Raw genomic sequence first — 25,689 nt, 5'->3', positions numbered from 1 at the left:
GCTCTAACGGTCGAAACCGGGATCACCTTCACAAGTTGTACTTGTGGTCCAGTGCCTGCTCCAGAGTGAATTCAGTTTTCCCTTCCATAAAAATGCTTTCAGTCTAAGGCATTTTCTCCCTGAATGGTGGTTAAAAACGTACTACTCTCTTTCTTAGCATTTAAAAATATATTGATTTATTTATTATAGTGAATATAATTTCTTCATGCAACCATCTTTGCCATTATCCCTTTAAATAATACAGCAAGATGCCTGCAGCTACTGAAACATTTAAAGACTCTGCTTGACCATGAATCGGAATATAGATGTTTTGGTCTGTTTTTTCTAATAAAGGTTGGGCAACACCCTCTCCCTCGTTTCCCATAATGAGCGCAAAGTGAGGTTGAGGTTCTATAGCAGAATATGAGCTTGCCTCATTTAATGCTGTCCCAAAAACCGGAATTGATGATTCTTTAAATGCATCAATCCATTTTTCTAAATTTCCTTTGATGACAGGAAGATGAAAAATTGAGCCTTGAGTGGCACGTATCACTTTGCTATTAAAAAGATCCACACTTCCTTCTCCAAGAATCACTCCCGTCAATCCAGCAGCATCAGCTGTTCGGATCATCGTGCCAAGGTTTCCAGGATCTTGAATTCGATCTAACAATAAGTATTGTCCCTTTAATTTGTCCACGTTAGGTTCAGTGGGAATGACACAAACAGCAGCAATCCCTTGGGGCGTTTCTGTCTCCGATAGTTCTTTCATTATTTGGTCGCCTACGATGATTACGTCCTGATCTTGTATCGATAACGATGAAGGAAGAACTGCCTCCTCTGTCATTAATATGTATTCTACAGCCATGTCAGCTTTAATAGCTTCCTCGACGAGGTGATATCCTTCGACGAGAAAACGGCCTGCTGTCTCTCTTCCTTTTTTCGTATGTAGCTTCTTCCAGCGTTTTACATGGTCATTTTTTACTGAATCAATTCGCTTCATTCTCTACTCCTTTTACAACTTCTTTCTCATTTCATCCATCATACCCATTTTTTTCGTCATAATCCAGTCCACTCTGTACATACTACAAATAGATTTAATACTATTTACTTAAAGGAGTGCTGAAATATGAGCTTTAATTTACGTGGTGCGATTATGGCAAACATCCAAGGAAATTCAAATGAAGAAGTAGAAGCAGTCATTGTTGACGCTGTTCAACGGGGCGAAGAAAAAATGCTTCCAGGTTTAGGTGTGATGATGGAAGTATTCTGGAAAAATGCAAGCGAGCAACAAAAAGACGAAGTTTGTCAACAAATTAGCCAAGGATTGCAGTAAGATCAGAACAAAATGGTGCTCAAGCTTGCTTTGAGCACCATTTTGTTGTTTTAATCAAACGTTTGTTTAAATGTCGATCAAAGGTCAAAAAACGGACCTTATGAGAACGTTATTTTCTCGACTGTATCTTTATCAAGCTTTTTAATAACCTCAACGATCAACTTCACTGCATTTTCGTAGTCATCACGATGTAAGATGGCAGCATGTGTGTGTATATAACGGGTTGCTACTGTAATGGATAAAGCTGGAACACCATTTGCTGTTAAGTGAATCGCTCCTGAATCGGTACCACCGCCAGCCATTACGTCGAATTGATATGGGATATTGTGCTCATCTGCTGTATCTGTCACAAAGTCACGTAAGCCTTTGTGAGAAATCATCGATGCATCATACAAGACGATTTGAGGGCCATCTCCCATCTTCGCTAACGCTTCTTTTTCTGTTACTCCTGGTGTATCTCCAGCTATCCCTACATCCACACCAAAACCAATATCAGGTTGGATTAAGTGTGCTGATGTACGAGCACCACGAAGGCCAACTTCTTCTTGTACGGTACCTACACCATACACAGTATTCGGATGGTTCTCTCCTTGTAGACCACGGAGGACATCAATTGCAATAGCACACCCAATACGGTTATCCCATGCTTTAGCCATTAATAGCTTTTCATTTTTCATGACAGTAAATTCGCAAACCGGAACGACTGAATCACCAGGTCGTACTCCAAATTCCAACGCTTCCTCTTTGCTTGTTGCACCGATATCAATAAACATATCTTTTTTATCAACTGGTTTCTTTCTTGCTTCAGGAGCTAGAATATGAGGAGGTTTTGAGCCAATTACTCCTGGGACATTTCCTTTATTTGTCATAATTGTAACACGTTGAGCTAGCATAACTTGTTCCCACCAGCCACCGACTGTTTGAAAGCGGAGAAATCCTTTCTCATCAATACTAGTCACCATGAAGCCAATCTCATCAAGATGCCCTGCAACCATAATTTTTGGCCCTTCGACATTCCCTGTTTTCTTCGCCACAAGACTTCCAAGTTTATCTGTTGTTACCTCATCAGCAAATGGACTAATGTATTTTTTCATTACCTCTCGAGCTTCACGCTCATTTCCTGGAACTCCATTTGCATCTGTTAAATCCTTTAACATTTTTAAACGTTCATCAAGATTTGTCATTATGTATAACCTCCTAAGAATCAACTATATTTTCAGTATATAGAAAACAATTTCGCTACTCAAATGAATCTATTAAAACAAGACTGCTAGTACCCGCTATCTTGTCTTTCATGATTTACTTTATTCTTCACTAGATAAGCTTTTTCTATTTCTTCATTTGAAAAACCAAGCTGTTGACCTAATGTAAAAAATCCATCTACAAGTTGTTGAAACTTTTCTTGTGTCCGGTCAGCATCTAGTTCGTGTGCTTGATTCATAATAAGAAGAAATTGATCGGTAACGCTTTGTCGTTGTTGATTAAATTTTTTCACCGTAACCGAAGTAAGGTTTAATATTAACCCTAGTGTCAAAACAAAGTGTAACCCGTCTACATATTCTTCTAAAATTACTGAGCGTTCCGAGGATGACTTTCGGCTCCAGTATTTAAAGCACCTTGTTTCATTGGCTAGTTCTGCGATTTCAACGATCAATGCTAGCAGTTGTTCCTTAAATAAATCACGTTCCGTCAGGTGATGCTCTTGAACAATTCGGTCGTTAAGCTCTTTTTGAATGGCAAATAATTTCTGTATTTCCATAGACAATCCTCCTATCATTTTGATTATAACAATCTTTTTAAAAAACACGTAACCAAAGTCCAAGTGATTCGTATAACATAATAGGTGCTTTACTTTATTAATAAACCTATGTCAAAATCAAAATACATTCCGATGATTTGTACCTCATAAGGAGGAGACTATTTATGGTAATTTTATTCCGCTTGTTGTTGTTAATCGCTTTATGTGTACTTGCTTATAGTGCGTTTAAGTACTTATTACATCCACGCAGGAAGCTAGAACAAGCTCATGATCGAAAGCAATTTTTCTTTTATGACGACGATAAAGATGTTCGTAAAAATTTTCTAATCACTTACAAAGGTGTTATGTTTGAAGGGGAAAAATATCTCGGAACGACAGAGCATTCCTTTGAAATTATCTCTATTTATGTTTGGGCAAAGCAAACGGACCAGCTAACGGGATTTAGTAAAGAAGACTTTCAATTTATTGCAGATGATATTCATTTACGTTACCCAAATGCTAAAGTTGAATGGAAAAGTCCTATTAAAGAACTACTTCGAAAATAAATGACTAAAAGAGGTGAAGAGCCATTGCTCTACCTCTTTTTTATGACGTTTCATACTATTTCACTCTTATTGCTTAGACATTGAGAAGAAGTCATCCCATTTAATATTCGTTCGCTTCTTACGAAAAAATAAAAACAAAATCGCTAAAAATGTAGCAAAGACTACCGTACCAGCTAAAGGCAGTTCATGAATCATATCCCCAAAGGCCGTATAGACCACTGCCGGTGGTATACTTACAAAAAAAGAATATTTCGTATATTCTTTTAGATTCTTTGTTGATTCAATCAAATACAATGAAACTAAATGAAAATGAATAAATGGCATCAACCTCATAATCATCATTTGGACAACTGTTAACTGATGCTTCTCTTTTAAAAATCTTTTTTTCAATTTCGTCAGTTTCTCTCGCATGCTAGGAAAAATATGAATTAGACCATAAAAGACAACACTTACTGCCGTAAGCCCCAATATTGAATAGATGGACCCATAAACCGTCCCAAATAGATAGCCACCAAGTAGACAAATGAGCAAGACAGGAATAAAAAATACTTGTCTAAAGACATGAAGTAAGACGAAAAATAGCGGAGCAAACCAACCACTTTGTTCTATTACCTGAAATGAACGTTCTAAAAACTCCTCCATTATTAGTCCCCCTCTCTCTAGTCTATGTCGAGACCTTCAGTAAGATGAAGACAAGTACGGTAAATTGGATCATAATCATTAATGGAATCGCCAGAGTAAAGCTTTTGTGCCTTGTTTTATGCCGAAACTTCTTCATACCTGCATAAATACCAATACTTCCTCCTACTAGCGCTAACAGAAACAAAGTCTTTTCAGGTACTCTTCGTTGACGACGTTTTGCTCTTGCCTTGTCCAACCCCATTATAACAAATGCTAGTAAATTAGCGATAATGAAATAAATGCCTATCAACATATATAGATCCTCCCGTCTTCTAGAAACAAAAGAAAAAGATAATCTTTCTTTTGTCTCTAGAACACTATATATTTCCGTCCCCCTAAAACTAGACCCTTTTTGACAAATAAAAAAAACGCGGCCAAAAAGCCGCGCTTTTTTCTAATATTATGCATTAAGACTTGCTTTTGCTTTTTCAGCAAGTTGTGCAAATGACTTTTCGTCAGTTACAGCAAGTTCAGCAAGCATTTTACGGTTAACATTGATATCAGCAAGCTTTAAACCGTGCATGAAACGGCTGTAAGAAAGACCGTTCATACGAGCAGCTGCATTGATACGAGTAATCCATAGCTTACGGAAGTCGCGTTTCTTGTTGCGACGATCGCGGTAAGCATAAAGTAAAGACTTCATTACCTGTCCTTGCGCTGATTTAAATAATGTATGTTTAGAACCGTAATATCCTTTAGCTAACTTTAATACCTTTTTACGACGACGACGAGCGACATAACCGCCTTTTACTCTTGGCATCGAAGTTCCCTCCTTTTTCTAAAAAACGAAATCAATTATTTTTTGTACGTTAACATTTCACGAATACGTTTGAAGTCACCAGAATGAACCATTCCAGCTTTGCGTAGTTTACGCTTTTGCTTTTGTGACTTGTTACCGAATAAGTGACTAGTGAATGCGTGTGAACGCTTAAGCTTCCCAGATCCAGTCTTTTTGAAACGCTTAGCTGCTCCACGGTGAGTTTTCATTTTTGGCATAACTCAGGTCCTCCCTTAATCTTGTTCAGCAAAGAATTACTTTTCAGTTTTAGGGGCCATGATTAAGAACATACTGCGTCCTTCCATCTTAGGCATTGATTCAACTGTTGCAATATCTTCACAATCTTTTGCAAGACGTTCTAATACTTTCCGTCCGATTTGAGAATGAGTAATGGCACGTCCACGGAAACGGATCGCTGCTTTTACTTTATCTCCTTTTTCAAGGAATTTTCGAGCATTACGAAGCTTCGTATTAAAGTCATTATCTTCAATTGTCGGGCTCAAACGAACCTCTTTCACGTTGATAATCTTTTGTTTCTTACGCGCTTCTTTGTCTTTCTTTTGTTGCTCATAACGGAATTTTCCGTAGTCCATGATGCGACATACAGGTGGTTTCGCATTTGGAGCTACACAAACTAGATCAAGATTAACATTCTGCGCCATATCTAGTGCTTCTTGTTTCGTTTTCACACCAACTTGATCACCGTTTGCTCCAATAAGACGTACTTCACGTGCACGAATCCCTTCATTGACCAACATGTCTTTACTAATAATGAGCCACCTCCAAAGGATTTTAACGAATCAAAGCAAGGTTTGCATGGATATTGTGATCCAATGCACCTTCATTCAAGTACAAAAAAAGTGTAGGCGCAATACGCCCACACTTCGTCCATTCGTAGAAATGAAACTGTCCATACCTGTAAACTGCTTACGCGTCAATCAGGTGAGAAGCGGGCGCTTCTGCTTGCTTTGTTTCTAATGTTAAATTGTTTACTCAATGACTATACCATAACCATCGAATCACGTCAACTCTTTGGTGGCCGACTTAATCATTCTACCTTCTGAATTAAAAGAATGCAAGAGAATATTATAAAAGGACGATTTTCCCTTTTATAATATTCTCGAAGCGATGAGCGCAGCCACCGTAATCTTTTAAGCCTTTCAGGAGCGGTCTTCTCCTAAAAGGCGCACGGTGAGCGGAGCCATCGCCAACTTGTTCACACTCTTAAAGATAAAAGGACGATTTTCCCTTTTATAATATTCTCGAAGCGATGAGCGCAGCCGCCGTTATCTTCTAAGCCTTTTGATTGGGTTTCTCAAAAGGCTTAGGGCGCGCGGAGCCATTGCAAAACTTCTTCACACTCTTAAAGATAAAAGGACGATTTTCCCTTTTATTTATTCTCTTTATTACTTCCTCGCCTCTAGCTTCATCTGCTCTACAAACTCTTCTAAAGCAACAGATGCCGAATCTTGTTCTCCGTATTTACGGATGTTCACAGCTTTTGCTTCCATTTCCTTATCGCCTAGTACAAGCATATATGGGATCTTTTGCATTTGTGCTTCACGGATCTTGTACCCAAGCTTTTCATCGCGCTCATCAATTTCCACTCGAACTCCTACTGCTTGAAGCTCTTCTTGTACTTTCTTCGCGTATTCAAGGTGCACATCATTTGAAACAGGAATAATTTGCGTTTGAATCGGAGCTAACCAAGTCGGAAATGCCCCTTTGTACTCTTCAAGTAAGAAGGCAACAAAGCGCTCCATTGTTGATACAACTCCACGGTGAACAACGACTGGACGGTGTTGTTGTCCATCTTCTCCAACATAAGTTAAATCAAAACGTTCAGGTAATAAGAAGTCTAGCTGAACCGTTGACAACGTTTCTTCTTTTCCAAGTGCTGTTTTCACTTGAACATCAAGCTTCGGACCATAGAATGCCGCTTCTCCCTCTGCTTCAAAGTACTCAATTCCTTCAAGCTCATTCATCGCATCCTTTAGCATGCTTTGTGCTTTATTCCACATCTCATCATCATCAAAATACTTTTCTGTATCTTCAGGGTCACGATAAGAGAGACGGAATTTATACTTTTCAATACCGAAGTCTTTGTAAACTTCTTGAATGAGTCGGACAACTCGTAGAAATTCATCTTTAATTTGATCAGGACGACAGAAGATGTGTGCATCATTTAACGTCATTCCACGAACACGTTGAAGTCCTGAAACGGCACCAGACATTTCATAACGATGCATCATACCAAGTTCAGCAATACGTAGCGGAAGTTGTCGATAACTTCTCATCTCCTGCTTGTACACCATCATATGATGAGGGCAGTTCATCGGGCGCAAGACAAACTCTTCATTATCGCGTTCCATAACTGGGAACATATCATCTTTATAATGGTCCCAATGTCCAGATGTTTTGTACAGTTCAGAGCTTCCTAAAATAGGTGTATAGACGTGCTGATAACCAAGTCGTTCTTCTTTATCCACGATGTAACGTTCAATGATTCGACGAACAGTTGCTCCTTTTGGTAACCAAAGCGGTAAACCTTGTCCTACTTTTTGTGATAACGCAAAGATTCCTAGCTCCTTGCCTAGCTTACGATGATCACGCTCTTTTGCTTCTTCAAGTAAGCGAAGATGTTCTTTTAAATCTTCTTTGTTAAAAAATGCTGTGCCATAAATACGTTGAAGCATTTTATTTTTGCTATCTCCACGCCAGTAAGCACCAGCTAAGCTTAATAGCTTGAATTCTTTAATTTTATTTGTTGATGGGATGTGTACCCCACGACAAAGGTCATAAAATTCACCTTGCTCATAAATCGTAAGCATTTCCCCTTCAGGAATCGCTTCAATAAGCTCTAATTTGTACTCATCACCGATTTCTTTATATTTTTGAATTGCTTCTTCGCGTGTTACTTCGATTCGTTTCACTTCAAGGTTTTCTGAGATAATACGCTTCATTTCCTTTTCAATCTTCGGAAGATCTTCAGGCGTCAGTGACTCTTCTGAATCGATATCATAATAGAAGCCACCTTCAATAACAGGGCCTACACCTAACTTCACGTTTTTGTATAGACGTTTGATCGCTTGAGCCATTACATGAGCTGTACTATGACGAACGATTTCAAGCGCCTCTTCAGAATCAGGTGTCACAATGGCAATTTCCCCATCTTCCGTAATTGGCATACGTAAATCAAGTAATGTATCATTCAATTTTCCGGCAATTGCCTTCTTTTTTAACCCCGGACTAATCGACGCTGCAATATCTTCTGTCGTCGTTCCACTTGGAAACTCCTTGACTGCACCATCTGGAAACGTAATCTTAACATCGGCCATTCTTGTCCACTCCTTCTTAATCTAAATAAAATAAAAAAACACCCATCCCTCCATATAGAAGGGACGAGTGTAGTTCGTGGTTCCACCCTTGTTCGAGATCGTCTTATTTTCACAAGAAAACAAAATCAATCTCCTCAAGATACAAAATAACGGTTGTTACCGGCGCCAGATATTCCACTTGTGTGTTTCCCTGCCGCAGTTCAGAGGTGGTAAGAACGTTATTCTAGTTAGGAAGCTCTCAGCAAATGCTTCCCTCTCTGAAAACCGATACAACGCCTCATGTCCTCATCAAGACTCTTACATGTTAGACTGTGATATGTAGTATTATAGGGAGCCTTGTTTAGAAAATCAAGTGGCAATCAAAAAATAGCGCAACCGCTCTATTTTATTTTCAAAAGTTAACTCCATTCTTTATCATATGCTTTTAACGGATAAAGCTTCATACGTTCCTGAAAAATTGCTTGAATTGATAAAATCACTCCATGGTCAGGATCATCTGAGAATACATGAACAAGTCTTGGCACCATGCTTACTAAAGGACTAATAACCATATCTTCTATATCTACCTCTTGTTCAAAAACTAGATCGTCCTGAAGATGGAACAGCAATTCTTCTCGTGTCATTCTACGAAAATGTTCATCATAGAACGTGAATGTTTCATCATGAACAATGTAAACCATCTCTAACTTCGGACGCTTGAATTGGACGAACTGCCGGTAGTCTTCAATCATATTTTGGTATTCTTGCTCAAGCATATACTCATCAATAGCCATCTCCACACAGTCAATTAAGATTTCCCCATATTCTCTTAATCGAAATGTAAGAAATGGTTCATAATAAAAAGTCGTATCCTCTTCCAAATGATTAGAGAATGCTTGATAAATAAACTCTCTTCGATTAAAAAACGTTTTCATCTGTGGGAGATCGTTGCGATCACCTTCTAGAATCGATCGAGCAATTGTGAGGATTTGTTCCTGTTCCTCCTCATCATGAAAGTAGAACATTGTTTCAATGATATCTAATAGCCACTCATCTTCCTTTGTACTAATGACATAATCGGTTAACACAGAAGCTAGCAGAGGATGGAACGAATCATAAAAATCGATATGTTTGTGTTCATAGTTGAGAATAATCGTATCTTCACCTTCTGCTCTCACAGCTCCACCTAAGCCGTACTCAGCGTACTTTTGGATATACGCTGTCAGCTGACTATACAGCTGCTTGCAATCATAGCTTTCTTCAAAATGGATTGCTATCAACGCTTACTCCCCCTTACATATAACGAACACCTCTATGTGAACATCATCTTTTTCGTCTTCAGACAGGCTCTACTTTCATCCTATGTTGAGATTAGAAAAACATGATTAGAAATTGCATTTTCATATGAAGGAGTATTAAAACGAATAACTTAAGATGCTCATCTAAACGACAAAAAAGAACCTGACACAATGGTCGGTCCTTATAAGCAATGCTAACTAAAGAAAGATGTTACTCAAGGCCATTGAAAAAGGTAAAAAACCACACCTTTTTCAGTGGCCTTTGTTACTCCTCTCTCTTTAGTTTTGCATAATAAAATCTTTTGCTGCTGTTTCCTTATCATCAAACACACGTAAAACATTGTATTTTGTATCACGTTGGGCTGGAATTTTCCCAGCTTCGCGAATTAATCGAAGAATTTCATTTGTATTTACTTTATGAGTCGTCCCTGCTGCAGAAACAACATTTTCTTCCATCATTGTACTTCCAAAATCATTACAACCGTATTGAAGTGACAACTTTCCTACCTCCGGTCCCATCGTTACCCAAGATGATTGGAAGTTTGGAATGTTATCTAGAAAAAGTCTTGAGATCGCAACATTTTTTAAATAGTCGCGCGAGGTTAGCTTTTTCGTTTTATACATTCCTGTATTCTCCGGTTGGAATAACCACGAAATAAAGGCTGTGAAACATTCGGTTTCATCTTGCGCATCGCGAATTCGTTGAAGATGTAAAGCACGCTCTTCAAACGATTCACCAAACCCAATAACCATCGTAGCTGAGCCGTGCATACCGACACGCTTTGAAGCTTTCATTGCCTCAATCCATTGCTCCGACGTAATCTTCAATCGACTAACACGCAGACGAGTTTCCTCTGTTAAGATTTCAGCCCCACCGCCCGGCATACTGTCTAGCCCAGCTTCGTGTAACTCACGTAAAACATCCTCAACCGACAAATCTGATACTTCAGCAATCTTCCAAATCTCTGCAGGTGAAAAAGAATGCATCCAAATAGTCGGATAACGTCTTTTAATCTCACGTAATAGGTCAGTATAATAACTAAGTGTCAGATCAGGATTCGTGCCACCTTGCATGAGGATTTCTGTCCCATCAACATCTAGCGTTTCTTGTATCTTCTTGAAAATTTCTTCATCTTCAAGAACATATCCTTCTTTATGCCCTGGAGCACGATAAAAAGCACAAAAACGACAATACGTATCACAAAAATTTGTATAATTAACATTGCGTCCAATTACAAAAGTTGTCACTGGTTCTGGGTGCCATTTCAACATAATTTGATTGGCAGCCTCTCCCATTTTTTCGACTTCATCACTCTCATAAAGAGCAACCACATCTTCCATCGACAATCTTTCACCATTCACGGCACGTTCTAATATAGCATCAATGCTCATGTTGTACCTCCGAATCTCTCAATATAGGATACTGTTATCCTACCATAGTTACATCCATGCGCAAAGTGAAGACGCAGCTATTGGAAGAAACTTCATTATCTAGCACGACGATTCGCTCCTTCAACCCTTACAAATGTCGTAAAGTGCTTGACTCTTTCCATAATTCGTTTTGCTTTTAATTCTTCAATTCCACCACGCTCAGAGTAGGCTAAATGCTCCTCAAGTTCATCGTAGTCATAATTCGAGGTGAATAATGTAGGTAAATTTTCAAGCATTCGATGCTGCAAAATCGCCCCCAACACATCATCTCGAATCCATCCCGAGATTGTTTCTGCTCCAATATCATCAAGAATAAGTACTTGAGCTCTTTTCACCATATCTAGCTTCTCTTGGAACGTACCATCTCCAATTGATTGTTTCATTTCACGAAAGAAGTCTGGCGTATAAACAATAAATGACTCAATTTCCCTTTCCCGAAGTTCATTTGCTATAGCACCCATAAGATGAGTTTTTCCTACACCAAAACGTCCGTAAAAATAAAGACCTTGTCCATCTTCACCTGGTCTTGCATTTACAACAAACTCTAATGCTTTTCGGCTCGCCTCTGCTCGATCTCGATCAAGATCTAGTTCATCGAATGTCGCAGTTAATATATCTTTTGGAACATAAAGTGATTTCATTAGTTGACGTTGTTTCTTTGCACTTTCTGCTTGTTTCTTTAAAGAACAAGAATGATACTCCAAATCGATCGCTTTACGCGCAAAAATAATTTCTGGTTGATAGCCTTGCATCATATTAGGACAGGCTGCTAAACCCGGACAATTCTCACAGTTATAACGTTCATTTTTAAACTCATAAAGCTTAATTAAGCCTTGGTCGATAGCATCATCGGTAGCCGGGATTTTCTCGAGCGCATTTTTCACAAATGGATCAGCAAGTAATGATTTCCTAGCATTCTCTAATCTTTGTTCCAAGTTCTTGTCTTTCGTCCATTGTTTTAAAGCCGATTGAATAGATTCCATACCTTATTTCCCTCCTTTCTGTGTTTGGCTTTTTCTTAATTTCTCTAGCATTTGTTCAAAACTCTGTTCATCTTCATTTTTGCGATTGGGTTTCTCATTTGCTTTTGACTCCGTGGTCGATTGTTCTTGCTTTTCTTTATCTGCAACCAACCATTTAGGTAGTTTATCTCGCTTTTTCGGTTGTTTTCGTTGACCGCTTCGGTTCTTAGCTTGAGCCTGAGTCATTTTCTGAGAACTCGCCTCATTTGCTTTTCGTTGCTCTAATAAGGCAAGTTGCATGGCTTCTTTTACATTTTTAACTTTCTTTCTAGACCAATGACCAGCTACTTTATCAATTAGTGCTTTAGACAACTTCATATCGTGACTATATAACATGAAATCCAGTAGAACATTAGCTACTCCAGGGAGCAACTGGTGGTCCAGAATTAACGATTCAATAATTTTCACATCAGCAGCTGCTACTTTCCCACCGTCGGAACGAATTTCAAGGAGTTCCAATGGAGATGTCGTTTCATAAAACTTTATGGCTCGTTCTTCTTCTGTCTGTGGCTCTTTCCCTGCCATCGTTTGTTGATTCATCGGCTGCTTTTGCATGCCTATTCCCGGTGGTTCATTGCCATGTTCAACTTTGTACCATTCTTGTGCCTTTTTCCTTAGCTCAAGCAAGTCTAATTTCTCATCATGAAGAAGGGCTTGCTGTACGATACTACTCATTTCAAGCGGTTCAATTTTATAAACGAAGGCTAGCCTACTAATCGTTTTTCTCACTTCACTAGTTAAAATCTCTTCTGGCACAAGAAAAGTCGATAAACTTTTTTCCAGTAAATCAAAGTCAAATTGAGTGAAAATCATTTCGTTTTGATCATTTATAGAGAGGAGTTCTTTACCTTTTTCCATTTTCAAAGCATTGCCAGTCTCAGATTGAAGATTTGAGACCATTTCAGAGTGATGCAATGAGACAAATACTTCATCAAACGCATAGGTCATTTCCGTATATTGATCGTGGTCAATCTTATCTAATGTAAAACGATCCCGAAGCGTACGATAATGCGATTTACCAAGCCGATTAAAGAGATAGACGCTTAACACATCATTTTCAAAAAATTGTTTCGGCGTCATAGGAGGCTGTAACTCATATAAATACGTTGCCCCGCCATCCTCATCCTTACGCTTATAGGTTTTTAATAGGCCAATTCCTTCAAGCTTCTTTCGTTCTTCGTATATAACTTCGAGTGAGACACCTAATAACATCATCAATTGTCTGTGCGTCAACTCATTGCTCCGATACTGATCCTTCTCTAATTGTGATAGCAATGTCAAGTATAGGCTATGAGCTAAAGCACCGGTTAGTGGTTGATATAGCAATGTTAGTGTAAGTTTGTCCATCTCTGTTATAAAATTGCTTGTCCGCACAGAAAATCGATCAACTGGCAATAATTCTTTCCAATGCCATGTCATTCTCTCACCCCCAAAAACATACAAAGAGCTCCTCACGTAAAAAGAGCTTGTAGCGATTACGCTTAAGCTCTATTATTCACTCTTATTCATTAACTCTGTTAGTTCCTTTATAAATACATTAATATCCTTAAATTGACGGTAAACCGAAGCAAATCGAACATAGGCAACATCATCAATATCTGCGAGTCTTTCCATGACAAGTTCACCTACGTCATGACTGTTTACTTCATTTTTCCCAAAGCCTCTAAGTTCTCTTTCTACACCATTAACAATTTTTTCAAGAGTATCCAATGAAACAGGTCGCTTTTCACAAGCTCGTATTAATCCCCTTAAAATCTTCTCTCGGGAAAACTCTTGTCGTGTTCCATCTTTTTTTACGACAATCAGCGGAATTTCCTCGACCATTTCAAACGTCGTAAACCGATGACTACATTCCTCACATTCTCTTCGACGACGAATGGACCGTCCTTCATGACTTGGCCTTGAATCCAGTACCCGAGTTCCATTGTGATGACAAGCAGGACATAGCATTTAATCATCTCCACTTTCCGTATCGTACTCAGTCGTTTGAGTTAAAGTATCTTTATTTTATGATATAGAAAAAGTAGAAATCTGACAAGAACTCTTATTACATAGGTATATCATAACACAAAGACAGATACGAAAGTAAAATACTAAAAAGAGGTTGACTCTAGTTAACATCTAAACCTAGTTAGTTAACATAACAGTTAAGAACCAAGGATTAGAAAGCTTCATTTTTGAGTCAACCTCTTTATGCTGTAATTGCAGTTCACAGAAAAACAGCATACTTTTTTTCCAATTTAAATGCAACAGTTCATGTAAAAATTTATGATTCCCTATATTTAGGAAAGAATTAAAGATCCACTTTCTTTTGCTCCCCTTGAACATCAGCAATCAAACTGTGATGAACAACAATTTTTTTTGGTATCACAAAAGATAAACACTATTCCATTCCATTTGGATAAAAGGAGTGAGCAAAACATCCTGCTATCATTTATCTTCAAGTAAAAAAGCACAAAAAAGATACCTTAATCAGGTTAGAACCCCCTCTCAAGGTACCTCTTTAGCTAATATTTACGAAGCTGAGTGAATTTGACTTGTTTCATTTAATTTTTGTGCAACAAGATTCATTAAATCAACGACGCGGCATGAATATCCCCACTCATTATCATACCAAGCAAGGACTTTTATTTGTCTGTCATTCATAACCATTGTTGATAATCCATCAATAATAGATGATTGCTCATCCCCATTAAAGTCTACAGAAACAAGTGGATCATTTGTAAATCCTAAAATTCCTTTTAATGAGTTTTTAGAAGCGGTTTCAAGTGCATGATTTACTTCCTCAACTGTTACATCCCTCTTTACATTTACGACTAAATCGACAAGTGAAACGTTTGGTGTAGGCACACGTAACGCCATTCCATTTAATTTTCCTTCTAATTGAGGAAGAACCTTAGCGAGTGCTTTTGCTGCTCCTGTCGATGTTGGAATAATTGATTGCCCGCACGCTCTAGCCCTTCTTAAATCTTTATGCGGGTTGTCGATATTCTTCTGGTCATTTGTATAAGCATGAACTGTTGTCATAAGCCCGCTTTCAATTCCAAACTCTTCATCAAGAACTTTGGCAACCGGAGCCAAGCAATTTGTCGTACATGATGCATTAGAAATAATATGGTGTTCTTCATTGATGTAATCACGTTCATTTACACCCATTACGATGGTGATATCTTCATCTTTTCCTGGGGCTGTAATTAACACTTTTTTCGCTCCTGCTTCTAAATGATAACCAGCTGTTTCTTGTGTTTTAAACTTCCCTGTTGCCTCAATAACAATATCAACTCCTAGCTTTGCCCAAGGAAGATCTCTTGGATCACGCGATTGCAGAAGTCTTATCTCTTTTCCATCTACTACTAATGCATTTTCTTTTGCTTCTACTGATAAGTTATATTTACCATGAATCGTGTCATACTTTATTAAATGAGCTAACGTTTCCGCAGGGTAACTAGCATTTATCGCTACAACCTCTACTTTTTTCTCATTCATTGCCTTTCTAAATACCATTCTCCCTATACGACCAAAACCATTTATCGCCACTTTCTTCTTCATTAGAATAACTCCTCCTTATAATAAGGTTATACTCAACGCTATTTTTCTTACAATTAGTATAACATATTAAAACATAAAGGGACATTATTAAAATAATAAAAAATAAAAAAAGGCTGTCACAAAGGTCCATTCTTTGAGGGCACTGAAAAAGGGTGATTTTCCTTTTGATGTGCCCTTCTTTAACCTTTGTGACAGCCTTATTCATGACACTGTCCATTCGTCTAAAATCTTCTCTAATTGCCGTCTTGTTTCTTCCACAGTAAAGGAATTATCAATGATAGCATCTGCTCGTTCTCGCTTTTTTTGTAATGGCATTTGTGAAGCAATCCTAAGTTTAGCACCCTTTTCTCCAGCCATATCTCGTTCCATCAGCCTCTTAAGCTGAGTCTCTTCATCAACATAGACAAGCAATACTTTATCCACTAAATGAAACAAGTCGCTTTCAAATAAAAGTGGGATATCGAATACAATGGTTTTTTCACCTTCTTCAACATACCTCTCCTTTAATTCATTCATACGATTCCTTACAGCTGGATGAACAATTTGATTCAATATTTTCCGTTCTTCTGGATGCTCAAATATAATTTCCCCCAGCTTCTTTCTAGCCAACGTACCGTCTTCATTTATAACACTTTGTCCAAAATGCTCGCTAATTAATTGTAGAGCCTCCGTTCCAGGCTCTACAACTTCACGCGAAATTTGATCTGCGTCAATGACAGGGATGCCTTTTGACTGTATGATCGCACTTACAGTTGACTTCCCGCTAGCAATCCCCCCAGTTAACCCTATTAACATTCGCCAACTCTCCTTCATACTCGTTCGCTCCAAAAAGATACATTTTAGAGCGAACGTATCAGTTGATATTAAACTCCTATAGGCTGAATACCCCAATTAAAATAAGTAAAAGACCAGGGATAAATGAGAATTTTTTCATCCAGACAGAGTCAGCAAAACGATTGCCGCTTTTCATACCCAATGTAACAAATAAAGCACTCATTGTTGCTACAGCAATTGCCATCCAAACTGGTGAAAAACCAATTAAAGCAGCTCCTATTCCGGCACCAAATGCATCTAGAGAAAGAGCAATCCCAAGCAGCAATGCCTCTCTTCCTGTAATGGTCCCCGAATTGTCGAAGTCTGCTACCATTGGCTTACGTAAAATACGGATGACTACACCTAATACTTTTATTTCGAAATTAAGTATTACTTCGTCACCTTTTGTCTTCACCGTATTTGTAGCGGGTCTGTATACTTGGTACAATGCCCAAGCACCAATCAAAATGAGAATAGCTCCACCGATCGATTCAGCAACGCGGGGGGACAAATAAGTCTGTATCACTGTCCCAAAAAACATGGCGATCAAAATGGAGGTTGCTGAACAACCCGCGATAAAAAGGAGTGACTTCCAAGGCAACTTCATTTTCCGGAGTCCATATGTTAAACCAACTCCAAAGCTGTCAAGACTTACAGCCAGAGCAATAGCTAATAAGGAGAGAATCTCAACCATATTGATAAGCCCCTTCCATTTAAAACATACGATAGTATATGGCAAGAGCCTATCCAATGGTACTTTATTTTTGACAGTTTATGCAGAAGTGCGTACCCCTACCACCAACAACATTCTTCGTTATCTCTGCCCCACATTGCACACATGGTTCACCTTTACGTCCATAGACAGTAAGTTGTTGTTGAAACATTCCCATCTCACCTTGTCCATTTACATACGATTTTATCGAACTACCTCCTAAATCAACAGCTTCTTGTAACGTCGTAATAATGGCATCATGCAAACGTGTTAGTTCAGTATTTGAAAGAGAAGAAGCCTTACGTTCAGGATGAATTCCCGCTTTAAACAAAGCTTCATCGACATAGATATTTCCCAGACCAACGACTGTTTTCTGGTCTAATAAGACGACTTTAATATTCCTCGTCGTGTTCTTAAAGGAGCGTTCCATCAGATCTACGGTGAATTTCGAAGAAAAAGGCTCTACTCCTAACTGAGATAACGGCATTGTTTTCTCTTCCGTTCCTTTTTCAAAAATATGCATTGTTCCAAATTTACGTACATCTTGATAGCGCAACTGAGTACCATCTGTGAAAGAAAAAATCACGTGGGTATGTGGCGTAAGCTCTTCTTCTTTTTGAAAAAGACCATAACGCCCCTCCATCCGAAGATGTGAAACCATCGTTAGATCATCTAGTACAAATAACAGGAATTTCCCGCGCCGATTAACCTCATGAATCGTCTGCCCTATTAAGTGAAGTTTAAATTGTTCCACATCATCGGGTTTTTTTATTATATTGGCCCACAATACATCAACAGCGGCAATGGTTTTTCCAATGACCAATTGACGTAAGGTTCGACTTACTGTTTCCACCTCAGGTAATTCAGGCATACTATGTCCTCTCCTTATTTCGCATCATACCAGGTTTCACCATAAGAGACATCAGCCTTAAGAGGAACATCTAAGTTAACCGTTTCCTCCATTACTTCTGGTACTAGCTTCATCATGATTTCCATCTCATTCTGAGGGACTTCAAAAATCAGTTCATCATGAACTTGTAACAGCATACGACTTTGTAAATTTTCTGCTTCAAGGCGCTCTGCCATATCGACCATTGCCCTTTTTATAATATCAGCAGCTGTTCCTTGAATTGGTGTATTCATCGCCGTTCGCTCAGCGAAACTCCGTTTATTAAAATTGCGACTTGTAATGTCAGCTAAGTAGCGTCTACGTTGCAATAAGGTAGACACATACCCTTTTTCCCGAGCTTCTTCAATCGTGTTATCCATATATTCTTTTACTTTTGGATAACTCGCTAAATAACGGTCAATAAATTGCCCGGCCTCTTTTCTCGTAATCCCAAGACTTTGTGATAAGCCAAAATCACTTATACCGTACACGATCCCAAAGTTAACTGCTTTGGCACTTCTACGCATATTCGCCGTAACTTGGTCCTCGCTTACATGGAACACATCCATCGCCGTTTTCATATGGATATCCATGTCAGACAAAAAGGCTTCTATTAACTTTTCATCGCCAGAAATATGGGCTAGTACCCGTAATTCAATTTGCGAATAATCGGCTGCTAGTATTTTCCAACCCGTCTCTGATGGGATAAAAGCCTTTCGAATTTTACGACCTTCTTCCAATCGAATCGGGATATTTTGTAAGTTCGGATCAGTAGAACTTAAACGCCCAGTCTGTGTTAAGGCTTGGTTATAGCGAGTATGAATTTTATTCGTTTCAGCCTTTGTTACTTTTAATAAACCTTCAATATATGTTGAATTCAATTTCCCTAACTGCCTGTAGTGCAAAATATGTTCAACGATTTCATGATCCTCAGCTAATTTTTCCAATACATCTGCAGAAGTTGAGTATCCAGTTTTTGTTTTCTTAATTGGAGGAAGACCTAACTTTTCAAACAACACTTCTCCTAATTGTTTAGGGGAATTGATATTAAAAGAACTACCGGCAAGCTCATGAATCTTCTCTTCCAATTCTCTCAAGCGTCGATTTAAATCTTCCCCCATCTGCTCAAGTTGTTCCTTATCTACTTTCACCCCCGTTGTTTCCATGTGTCCTAAAATAATCGAAAGTGGCGTTTCAAGCTCTCTGAACAACTTTTCTTGCTCATTTTCTATTAACTCTTGTTCCAAGATAGGTTGGAGTTGATACAGCGCATCGGCTTTTCGAACTAAATGTTCGGCGAGCTGTGCTTGGTCTGGAACTTTTTGTTTCGCTCCTTTACCATACACCACTTCATCTTCCTGTACTTGTCCTTTTGCTTTGCGCTTAGCTACATCGCTTATTTCATGTGACGACAATGACGGATCTAATAAATAAGAAGCCATTTGTAAATCAAACGTTACCCCGTTTAAAAGTACCCCTTTCCAACCTAGAGCAACGACGGCTCGTTTTGCATCAAATACTGTAATCTTTGTCGTATCATCTTTTAACCAATCAACAAACGCTTGAGAATTTAAAGCTTGTTCTGTATTTATAAAAAAGCGACCTTTTTCATTAACAAATGCAAATCCTTCAATAGTTGCTTGATGATAGTTTTCACTTAACACTTCAACAACAAGAGCTGCTTCTTCTGTCAAGTACTCTTCAGTTACCTCATCTAACACTTCATATGTAATATCTTCCAATTCTTCTTCCACAGCACCGTCTGTATCAAATTTCGACACAAGCGATGTAAACTCTAGTTCCTTCATTAATTTGACTACATTTTGCTTATCATACTCACCAAAACTAAGGTCATCTAATTGTGTTTCAAAAGGAACATCTACAAAAATGGTAGCAAGCTCTTTACTCATTAACGCTTGCTCACGATTCTCTTCTAGTTTTTCTTTCATTTTCTTTCCAGAGATTTGATCGATCGAATCAAGTACCTTTTCAACTGAACCGAATTCTTTTAACAGCTTTAATGCCGTTTTTTCACCGACACCTGGAACACCAGGGATATTATCAGAACTATCTCCCATAAGTCCTTTCATGTCGATAATTTGCTTCGGACTAATCCCATACTTCTCAGCGATAAGGGCTTCATCATATGCTTCAACATTAGTAATCCCCTTCTTTGTTAACACAACCGTCACTTTATCAGAGACGAGCTGAAGCAAATCCTTATCTCCAGAATATACCTTCACTTCAAAGTCTTTGTTTGATGCATCTTTAGCAAGCGTACCGATGATATCATCAGCTTCATAGTTTTCAACTTCATAACGAGAAATGTTAAAAGCATCAAGCATTTCCCTGACGAGATGAAACTGTTCCGATAACTCCGGCGGCGTTTTTTGACGCCCGCCTTTGTATTCATCAAATGTTTTATGGCGAAACGTTGTTTTGCCAGCATCAAACGCCACTAGCATATGCGTCGGTTTTTCTTCTTCAATAATCTTTAATAACATCGTTGTAAAACCATACACTGCATTCGTAAATACACCTTTATCATTATTCAATAATGGCAGTGCAAAAAAAGCACGATAAGCAATGCTATTTCCATCTATTAATACGAGCTTTTTCAACTAAATGCCCCTCTCTTAAAAACCAGTTTTTTCATATAGTTATTGTAGCACACGAAAAAAGAGAGTACCAAAAAGTCCGGTTTTGACTTTTTGGTACTCTCTTGAACAATTACTCTGTAAAGCCCATCAAAATACGAGCATAAGGAGAGTTAGACGGCAAGACAATGACTGTTTCATCACCAATTGTTTTCTCATACGACTCAAGCGTACGATACAACTGATAAAACTCTGTGTCCCGGCCAAATGATTCATTGTAGATACTTGCAGCCTCTGCTTCCCCTTCCCCGACAATTTCATTTGCATCGGCATTGGCAGTTGCAAGAATTTCTGTTACTTCTCGGTCTGTGTTCGATTGAATCCGGTTCGCTTCTGCATCCCCTTGTGATAAATATTCTTGTGCAGTCGCATGACGCTCAGAAATCATCCGGCTATATACAGCTTCTTCATTCTCTTCTGGAAGATCTGTTCGTTTCATTCGAACGTCTGTTAATTTAATCCCGTATTGATTCCGCTCAAGTGCTTCATTGACACGATCACGTACAAGTTCATTAAAACTCCCTCGTTGGGACGTTTCTTCTTCATTAATAATCTCATCAAACTCTAATTGTCCTAATTCTGCTCGAATCGCTGAGAAGATTAACTCACCCATAATGGCTTCCGCACGTTCCTGTGTGACCGTATTTGAGATCATTAGCTGTGGATTTTCAATTCTCCATACTGCATAATGATCGGCTAGTACTCGTTTTTGATCTCTCGTATTAATTTCAGCTGGTGGGATGTCATAAATTAATTGATATTTGGGTAGAGTTGAAACCGATTGGATAAATGGAATTTTATAACTAAGTCCAGGTTGATCTTCAATCCTGACAACTTCACCAAACTGACGAACTACTTTATATTCCCCTTGTTCTACAATAAAAAGATTACTAATGATCGTTGCTAAAATCGCAATTAAAATAATAGCGATCGCTCCAAGCTTTGCGTACTTTCTCCACTCATCACTTGGACGACGTTCATTTAAATCGACAATGTTCTCATCACTCATTAGTTACTCCCTCCTTCAGCAGAACTTTGTCCCCGCTCTAGTGGCCTGATTGGTAAGTAACTTACCGTATCACTATTGCTGTCCATAATATAAATCTCTGTATTTGGTAACACATTTTCAAGGGTTTCTAGAACAAGACGTTGCCTTGTTACCTCCGGATTGACAAGATACTCGTTATAAAGAGCGTCAAATCTTGCCACGTCTCCACGGGCCCGTTCAATTCTTTCTGCTCTTGTTCCCTCTGCACGAGAGATAATAGCATCTTTTTCCCCTTCGACTTCATTGATTTGTTGGTTGCGGTATCTTGTTGCTTCATTAATTTTTGTCAGACGTTCCTCCCGAGCATCCGTTACCTCTATAAAAGCACGACGAACGTCTTCAGTTGGAAGTTCTACATCTTGAAGTTTTACATCTTGTATACTTACACCAATTTGATAGATTTCTAATAACTCAATTAAATTTTCAAAAACCCGTGCCTCTACTTCCGGTCTTTGATCAGTCAGGACTTCATCAATCGTTGTGCTTCCAATAACTGTACGTAAGGCAGATGACGTCGCATTATACAAAACCTCTCTGGCATCAACCGCGCTATACAAATATTGCTCAGGATCTATTATTCGCCATTGAACAGCCAGATCAGCAAAGAGAATGTTTTCATCACCCGTAATCATCTTCGCTTCCCGAGTGAATTCTACCACTTCTCCATCTTCTTCCTTATAGCCTACTTGAAGGTTATAAGTTCCTCTCGATAAAATCTCAACTCTTTGTATCGGCCATGGCATTTTAAATTTTAAACCTGGCTCCGTAATCGTTTCATCTACTTTTCCAAAAGTAATTAATGCTGCTTGTTCCGATTCGTCGACTATGTACCAACCAGTAGCAAGAAAAAGGGCTAGTATTGCGACACCAACGCAAGATCCAAAGCCAACCAGTAATTGCTTAACCGTCATCTTATCATTCCTTCCTTGATGTTCTTGTTTTTATACTCTTTATACGATTCTTTAAATAAATCGGTTTCAATTTTTTTTTAAAGAATCTCACTCTTTTTCATTATAGTACAAAATTCATGCTATTTGGGTCTTTTTACCGGAAAAGCTTCAACATTCATTTACCAATAAAAAAAGACATGAGCACAAAGGGGGGCGCTCATGTCAATCAAAGGGTTGAACTATTAGCAAGATGTAATAGCTTGCCAAGCAGTGATGAAAACCGTTCCCTTTAATTATAGATAAATTTAGTTAAGGTTGTTTTACGACAATGTAAATATTTTGTAAAAAGAGTGTCATCAAGAGACGCTTCTCTTGTGACACTCTTTTGTTCTGACTAACATCTTAAGTTGTTTTTCTAATACAAACTACTCAGCTCGATACCGGTTAAAAGTAATCGTGAAAGTAGTTCCTTTTCCAACCACACTATTTACAACTATTTTGCCTTGGTGTGCTTCTACTAAGTGTTTGACAATAGCAAGTCCCAAGCCAGTGCCCCCAGAATTCCGGCTTCGCGCTCGATCTACCCGGTAGAACCGCTCAAAGATTCTAGGAAGATCCTTCTCACTTATTCCAACACCTGTATCAGTAATTTCTAATGTAATCGTTTCTTCATTTCCTTTCATTAAAATGTTGATCGATCCCGAAACTGGAGTGTACATAATGCCATTATTTATTACATTTATAGCAATTTGTTTTATACGCTCCGTATCTCCTTCAAGTGTTGTATCACCTTCAATACACATCTGTAAATCAATTTGTTTTTCCTGTGCTTTTTCTTTTAATAAATCAATCACTTCACTTACAATATCTTGTAAATTCGTTCTTTCCCAATTCAATTGAAAATAAGCTTGTTCAATTCTTGAAAGGTCTAGTAAATCCTGAATCAAACTTTGCAGTCGCTCACTTTCATTAGCAATAATCGTTAAGAACTTTTCTCGAAGTGGCTCCGTGTTCATCGCTCCATCAAGAAGCGTTTCGGTAAACCCTTTGATGGAAGTGACCGGCGTTTTTAGTTCATGCGATACATTAGCAACAAAGTCTGTACGTACTTGTTCAAGTTTCTTTAACTCAGTAATGTCATGAAGCACAAGGACAATCCCCTTTAATTTATCGCTATTGCTCATGACTGGAGCTGCATATACTTCAAAATGACGTACCTCTAAATGTATCGGGAAGTGAATTTGCATTCTTTGTTTTTTTTCAGTCATAAAAATGGTTTGTACGATCTTTATAAGTTCTTTATGTTGAATCACATCATGGTAAAGTTGATTTTGCCAAAGATCTGTATTTTCTTCGAAGATCTCTTGACATGCACGATTGATTAAGGATATATCGCCTTTAGTATTGATTAAGATTAATCCACTACCCATGTTGTCAATCAAAGTTTCCATACGTTCCTTTTGAGCCTGGTGTCGATTAGTCAGTTGCTCTAAGTTAAAAGCAAGAATATTAATAGACCTTGATAACTGTCCAATTTCATCTCGCTTCCCTTCAGACGTTCTCGCTTTGTAGTTTCCTTCCGCTAACTCATTAGCAACGACCGTCGCACTTTCAATCGGTCCTATCATTTCATTTGTCACACGATACGTAATAGTTACAATAATGATAAAAGCGACAGTAAAGCTGATCCCTAAAATCAACCAAATCTTTTCTGTCATATCAGCTAACGTACGTGTAGAAAGCCCTAAACGCATGTATCCTAATTTATTTCCGTTCTCATCTACAATAGGAATAGCATAATATAGGAGTTCATCTTGTACAGTTTCACTATATCGAATATACGAGACGCTTTCCTCATTTTCAATCGCTTCAATTTCAGGCCTTAGCAAATGATTGTCCATTGTTTTAGGGTCAGTTGCAGACTCACCAATAACGGTACCATCTAAAAGAATTATCGTTACTCTTGAGTCAAGCATTTCCGCTATTTCCAAAGCTCTCTTTTGAGCATTTTCTTCCTCAAGACCATATTCAGCAAGCATATATGCAGCTAAGCTGGCTTCTTTCTCTACTCGATCGGTCAAGTTATTAATGTAAAAATCTTCATATAGCTTTCCTATCACAAACCCTATGCCAATCAATACAAGCAAAGTAATTGATAGAACAGCCAACATGATTTTGAACCTTAACTTATACATTGACTGGGGGCTCCTCCAATTTATAGCCAAGTCCCCGAATTGTCTTTATATAAGTTGGCTTTTTTGTATTTGCTTCAATTTTTTCACGAAGGTGACTTATGTGAACATCCACTATCCTTGTATCACCAACAAATTCGTAATTCCAAACTGCGTTTAGCAACTGATCTCTCGTTAATACACGCCCTTTATGATTAGCTAAATAAAGTAATAATTCAAATTCTTTAGGTGTTAATTCCAGTGCATTATTTTTGAAAAACACCTCATAATTATCTGGATGGATTTCCACTTCTCCAAATTTAATAACATTTTCTGTTGGACCTTGACTTGTATTCGTTTCTAAAAGTACAGGTTGTGCTCTTCTTAGAATAGCTCGAACTCTTGCAACCACTTCACGAGGGCTAAATGGCTTCGTCATATAGTCGTCTGCTCCAAGTTCTAATCCTAAAACTTTATCGAATTCATCATCTTTTGCTGTGAGCATTAAAATCGGAGTTGTTACCTTATTTTGTCTAAGTTGCTTGCATACATCTAAGCCATCCATTTCAGGTAACATTAAATCAAGAACGAGTAAATCAAATGATTCTGTAGTGGCCAATTCTAAAGCCTTTGCACCATCCATTGCTGTTGTGACATCAAAACCCGCTTGCTCTAAGTTAAACTGCAATAACGTAACAATGGATTCTTCATCATCGACAATTAACAAACGCTGTGACATATTAATCCTCCCAAACTCGTTTCAAAAAACGAGTAAATGTAACGGTCCACCCTGCTATATGCCCTAATGGGTTCTTTC

25 protein-coding genes and 3 other annotated features (1 of these 28 running past the window's edge) are annotated in these 25,689 nt (G+C 38.3%); of the genes, 2 read left to right on the top strand and 23 right to left on the bottom strand.

Features of this window, described 5'->3' with window-relative positions; translation table 11 throughout:
- Positions 1 to 164 (bottom strand) — a binding site (T-box leader) (it extends 67 nt beyond the left edge of the window).
- Between the two features lie 59 nt (positions 165 to 223).
- Positions 224 to 979: a TrmH family RNA methyltransferase gene (locus AC1FXP_RS09105; RefSeq protein WP_480060546.1), complete on the bottom strand. Its 756-nt coding sequence runs from the start codon at positions 977 to 979 to the stop codon at positions 224 to 226.
- 126 nt (positions 980 to 1,105) lie between these two features.
- Here AC1FXP_RS09105 and sspI point away from each other — a divergent pair, with 126 nt between their 5' ends.
- Positions 1,106 to 1,312 (top strand): small acid-soluble spore protein SspI, encoded by a 207-nt coding sequence (sspI, locus tag AC1FXP_RS09100; RefSeq protein WP_480060544.1) that lies wholly within the window; start codon positions 1,106 to 1,108, stop codon positions 1,310 to 1,312.
- Positions 1,313 to 1,410: 98 nt separating this feature from the next.
- On the opposite strand, the gene AC1FXP_RS09095 is transcribed toward sspI, so the two are convergent.
- Together AC1FXP_RS09095 and AC1FXP_RS09090 are read right to left on the bottom strand one after the other, a co-directional pair.
- Positions 1,411 to 2,496: a M42 family metallopeptidase gene (locus AC1FXP_RS09095; RefSeq protein ID WP_480060542.1), complete on the bottom strand. Its 1,086-nt coding sequence runs from the start codon at positions 2,494 to 2,496 to the stop codon at positions 1,411 to 1,413.
- Positions 2,497 to 2,582: 86 nt separating this feature from the next.
- Positions 2,583 to 3,071 (bottom strand): dUTP diphosphatase, encoded by a 489-nt coding sequence (locus AC1FXP_RS09090; protein WP_480060541.1) that lies wholly within the window; start codon positions 3,069 to 3,071, stop codon positions 2,583 to 2,585.
- Between the two features lie 164 nt (positions 3,072 to 3,235).
- On the opposite strand from AC1FXP_RS09090, the gene AC1FXP_RS09085 reads away from it, so the two are divergent.
- Positions 3,236 to 3,616 (top strand): sigma-w pathway protein ysdB, encoded by a 381-nt coding sequence (locus AC1FXP_RS09085; protein WP_480060539.1) that lies wholly within the window; start codon positions 3,236 to 3,238, stop codon positions 3,614 to 3,616.
- A gap of 66 nt (positions 3,617 to 3,682) precedes the next feature.
- Here AC1FXP_RS09085 and AC1FXP_RS09080 read toward each other — a convergent pair whose 3' ends face one another.
- The 20 genes from AC1FXP_RS09080 to AC1FXP_RS08985 all read right to left on the bottom strand — a co-directional run bounded on the left by AC1FXP_RS09080 (position 3,683) and on the right by AC1FXP_RS08985 (position 25,611).
- Positions 3,683 to 4,258: a TVP38/TMEM64 family protein gene (locus AC1FXP_RS09080; RefSeq protein WP_480060537.1), complete on the bottom strand. Its 576-nt coding sequence runs from the start codon at positions 4,256 to 4,258 to the stop codon at positions 3,683 to 3,685.
- Positions 4,259 to 4,280: 22 nt separating this feature from the next.
- Positions 4,281 to 4,550, bottom strand: coding sequence for a DUF1294 domain-containing protein (locus tag AC1FXP_RS09075; protein ID WP_480060535.1), 270 nt, complete (start codon positions 4,548 to 4,550; stop codon positions 4,281 to 4,283).
- 147 nt (positions 4,551 to 4,697) lie between these two features.
- Positions 4,698 to 5,057, bottom strand: a complete 360-nt coding sequence (rplT, locus tag AC1FXP_RS09070) for a 50S ribosomal protein L20 (protein WP_034627110.1) — start codon at positions 5,055 to 5,057, stop codon at positions 4,698 to 4,700.
- A gap of 35 nt (positions 5,058 to 5,092) precedes the next feature.
- On the bottom strand, positions 5,093 to 5,293 hold the full coding sequence (gene rpmI, locus AC1FXP_RS09065) for a 50S ribosomal protein L35 (protein ID WP_034627113.1): 201 nt from the start codon (positions 5,291 to 5,293) through the stop codon (positions 5,093 to 5,095).
- A 36-nt stretch (positions 5,294 to 5,329) separates the two neighbouring features.
- Positions 5,330 to 5,833: a translation initiation factor IF-3 gene (infC, locus tag AC1FXP_RS09060; protein WP_480060533.1), complete on the bottom strand. Its 504-nt coding sequence runs from the start codon at positions 5,831 to 5,833 to the stop codon at positions 5,330 to 5,332.
- A gap of 90 nt (positions 5,834 to 5,923) precedes the next feature.
- Positions 5,924 to 6,046 (bottom strand) — a sequence feature (ribosomal protein L20 leader region).
- Between the two features lie 435 nt (positions 6,047 to 6,481).
- The gene (gene thrS / locus AC1FXP_RS09055) at positions 6,482 to 8,413 is read right to left on the bottom strand and encodes a threonine--tRNA ligase (RefSeq protein WP_480060531.1); all 1,932 of its coding nucleotides are present in this window, start codon (positions 8,411 to 8,413) and stop codon (positions 6,482 to 6,484) included.
- 56 nt (positions 8,414 to 8,469) lie between these two features.
- Positions 8,470 to 8,714: a binding site (T-box leader), on the bottom strand.
- A 97-nt stretch (positions 8,715 to 8,811) separates the two neighbouring features.
- Positions 8,812 to 9,672: a putative sporulation protein YtxC gene (ytxC, locus tag AC1FXP_RS09050; protein WP_480060529.1), complete on the bottom strand. Its 861-nt coding sequence runs from the start codon at positions 9,670 to 9,672 to the stop codon at positions 8,812 to 8,814.
- A 297-nt stretch (positions 9,673 to 9,969) separates the two neighbouring features.
- Positions 9,970 to 11,082, bottom strand: coding sequence for a cyclic dehypoxanthinyl futalosine synthase (gene mqnC / locus AC1FXP_RS09045; RefSeq protein WP_480060527.1), 1,113 nt, complete (start codon positions 11,080 to 11,082; stop codon positions 9,970 to 9,972).
- Between the two features lie 95 nt (positions 11,083 to 11,177).
- Positions 11,178 to 12,104: a primosomal protein DnaI gene (gene dnaI / locus AC1FXP_RS09040; protein ID WP_480060525.1), complete on the bottom strand. Its 927-nt coding sequence runs from the start codon at positions 12,102 to 12,104 to the stop codon at positions 11,178 to 11,180.
- 3 nt (positions 12,105 to 12,107) lie between these two features.
- On the bottom strand, positions 12,108 to 13,562 hold the full coding sequence (locus tag AC1FXP_RS09035; protein ID WP_480060523.1) for a replication initiation and membrane attachment family protein: 1,455 nt from the start codon (positions 13,560 to 13,562) through the stop codon (positions 12,108 to 12,110).
- 72 nt (positions 13,563 to 13,634) lie between these two features.
- Complete coding sequence (gene nrdR, locus AC1FXP_RS09030) at positions 13,635 to 14,093, bottom strand: transcriptional regulator NrdR (RefSeq protein WP_480060521.1); 459 nt, start codon at positions 14,091 to 14,093, stop codon at positions 13,635 to 13,637.
- Positions 14,094 to 14,657: 564 nt separating this feature from the next.
- Positions 14,658 to 15,692 (bottom strand): glyceraldehyde-3-phosphate dehydrogenase, encoded by a 1,035-nt coding sequence (locus tag AC1FXP_RS09025; RefSeq protein ID WP_480060519.1) that lies wholly within the window; start codon positions 15,690 to 15,692, stop codon positions 14,658 to 14,660.
- A 201-nt stretch (positions 15,693 to 15,893) separates the two neighbouring features.
- Positions 15,894 to 16,487 carry a dephospho-CoA kinase gene (coaE, locus tag AC1FXP_RS09020; RefSeq protein ID WP_480060517.1) on the bottom strand — a complete coding sequence of 198 codons (594 nt, stop codon included), beginning with the start codon at positions 16,485 to 16,487 and terminating at the stop codon, positions 15,894 to 15,896.
- Positions 16,488 to 16,563: 76 nt separating this feature from the next.
- Positions 16,564 to 17,199 carry a sporulation membrane protein YtaF gene (gene ytaF / locus AC1FXP_RS09015; protein ID WP_480060515.1) on the bottom strand — a complete coding sequence of 212 codons (636 nt, stop codon included), beginning with the start codon at positions 17,197 to 17,199 and terminating at the stop codon, positions 16,564 to 16,566.
- Between the two features lie 64 nt (positions 17,200 to 17,263).
- Positions 17,264 to 18,088, bottom strand: a complete 825-nt coding sequence (gene mutM, locus AC1FXP_RS09010; RefSeq protein ID WP_480060513.1) for a DNA-formamidopyrimidine glycosylase — start codon at positions 18,086 to 18,088, stop codon at positions 17,264 to 17,266.
- Positions 18,089 to 18,102: 14 nt separating this feature from the next.
- Positions 18,103 to 20,727, bottom strand: a complete 2,625-nt coding sequence (polA, locus tag AC1FXP_RS09005; protein WP_480060511.1) for a DNA polymerase I — start codon at positions 20,725 to 20,727, stop codon at positions 18,103 to 18,105.
- Positions 20,728 to 20,836: 109 nt separating this feature from the next.
- Complete coding sequence (gene hflC, locus AC1FXP_RS09000) at positions 20,837 to 21,772, bottom strand: protease modulator HflC (RefSeq protein ID WP_480060509.1); 936 nt, start codon at positions 21,770 to 21,772, stop codon at positions 20,837 to 20,839.
- Positions 21,772 to 22,722, bottom strand: coding sequence for an FtsH protease activity modulator HflK (gene hflK / locus AC1FXP_RS08995; RefSeq protein ID WP_480060507.1), 951 nt, complete (start codon positions 22,720 to 22,722; stop codon positions 21,772 to 21,774). The genes hflC and hflK overlap by 1 nt, the downstream gene beginning before the upstream one ends.
- Positions 22,723 to 23,126: 404 nt before the next feature.
- Positions 23,127 to 24,896, bottom strand: coding sequence for a two-component system histidine kinase PnpS (gene pnpS, locus AC1FXP_RS08990; RefSeq protein WP_480060505.1), 1,770 nt, complete (start codon positions 24,894 to 24,896; stop codon positions 23,127 to 23,129).
- Positions 24,889 to 25,611, bottom strand: a complete 723-nt coding sequence (locus AC1FXP_RS08985; protein WP_480060503.1) for a response regulator transcription factor — start codon at positions 25,609 to 25,611, stop codon at positions 24,889 to 24,891. The genes pnpS and AC1FXP_RS08985 overlap by 8 nt, the downstream gene beginning before the upstream one ends.
- Positions 25,612 to 25,689: the final 78 nt, after the last annotated feature.

The sequence above is a fragment of the Halalkalibacter sp. HAAS-P013 genome (assembly GCF_056619925.1).
The sequence above is the reverse complement of the archived record's forward strand: the minus strand, read 5'-3'. Positions and strand labels throughout refer to the sequence as shown.

Excerpts from the sequence above, each read along its gene's own strand:
- pnpS (WP_480060505.1), bottom strand. The coding sequence starts at position 24,896 with ATGTATAAGTTAAGGTTCAAAATCATGTTGGCTGTTCTATCAATTACT.
- coaE (WP_480060517.1), bottom strand. The coding sequence starts at position 16,487 with ATGTTAATAGGGTTAACTGGGGGGATTGCTAGCGGGAAGTCAACTGTA.
- AC1FXP_RS09035 (WP_480060523.1), bottom strand. The coding sequence starts at position 13,562 with ATGACATGGCATTGGAAAGAATTATTGCCAGTTGATCGATTTTCTGTG.
- AC1FXP_RS09090 (WP_480060541.1), bottom strand. The coding sequence starts at position 3,071 with ATGGAAATACAGAAATTATTTGCCATTCAAAAAGAGCTTAACGACCGA.
- AC1FXP_RS09085 (WP_480060539.1), top strand. The coding sequence starts at position 3,236 with ATGGTAATTTTATTCCGCTTGTTGTTGTTAATCGCTTTATGTGTACTT.
- AC1FXP_RS08985 (WP_480060503.1), bottom strand. The coding sequence starts at position 25,611 with ATGTCACAGCGTTTGTTAATTGTCGATGATGAAGAATCCATTGTTACG.
- AC1FXP_RS09105 (WP_480060546.1), bottom strand. The coding sequence starts at position 979 with ATGAAGCGAATTGATTCAGTAAAAAATGACCATGTAAAACGCTGGAAG.
- rpmI (WP_034627113.1), bottom strand. The coding sequence starts at position 5,293 with ATGCCAAAAATGAAAACTCACCGTGGAGCAGCTAAGCGTTTCAAAAAG.
- AC1FXP_RS09080 (WP_480060537.1), bottom strand. The coding sequence starts at position 4,258 with ATGGAGGAGTTTTTAGAACGTTCATTTCAGGTAATAGAACAAAGTGGT.
- mutM (WP_480060513.1), bottom strand. The coding sequence starts at position 18,088 with ATGCCTGAATTACCTGAGGTGGAAACAGTAAGTCGAACCTTACGTCAA.
- ytaF (WP_480060515.1), bottom strand. The coding sequence starts at position 17,199 with ATGGTTGAGATTCTCTCCTTATTAGCTATTGCTCTGGCTGTAAGTCTT.
- mqnC (WP_480060527.1), bottom strand. The coding sequence starts at position 11,082 with ATGAGCATTGATGCTATATTAGAACGTGCCGTGAATGGTGAAAGATTG.
- hflK (WP_480060507.1), bottom strand. The coding sequence starts at position 22,722 with ATGACGGTTAAGCAATTACTGGTTGGCTTTGGATCTTGCGTTGGTGTC.
- rplT (WP_034627110.1), bottom strand. The coding sequence starts at position 5,057 with ATGCCAAGAGTAAAAGGCGGTTATGTCGCTCGTCGTCGTCGTAAAAAG.
- AC1FXP_RS09095 (WP_480060542.1), bottom strand. The coding sequence starts at position 2,496 with ATGACAAATCTTGATGAACGTTTAAAAATGTTAAAGGATTTAACAGAT.
- infC (WP_480060533.1), bottom strand. The coding sequence starts at position 5,833 with ATGTTGGTCAATGAAGGGATTCGTGCACGTGAAGTACGTCTTATTGGA.
- AC1FXP_RS09075 (WP_480060535.1), bottom strand. The coding sequence starts at position 4,550 with ATGTTGATAGGCATTTATTTCATTATCGCTAATTTACTAGCATTTGTT.
- AC1FXP_RS09025 (WP_480060519.1), bottom strand. The coding sequence starts at position 15,692 with ATGAAGAAGAAAGTGGCGATAAATGGTTTTGGTCGTATAGGGAGAATG.
- hflC (WP_480060509.1), bottom strand. The coding sequence starts at position 21,772 with ATGAGTGATGAGAACATTGTCGATTTAAATGAACGTCGTCCAAGTGAT.
- dnaI (WP_480060525.1), bottom strand. The coding sequence starts at position 12,104 with ATGGAATCTATTCAATCGGCTTTAAAACAATGGACGAAAGACAAGAAC.
- thrS (WP_480060531.1), bottom strand. The coding sequence starts at position 8,413 with ATGGCCGATGTTAAGATTACGTTTCCAGATGGTGCAGTCAAGGAGTTT.
- nrdR (WP_480060521.1), bottom strand. The coding sequence starts at position 14,093 with ATGCTATGTCCTGCTTGTCATCACAATGGAACTCGGGTACTGGATTCA.
- sspI (WP_480060544.1), top strand. The coding sequence starts at position 1,106 with ATGAGCTTTAATTTACGTGGTGCGATTATGGCAAACATCCAAGGAAAT.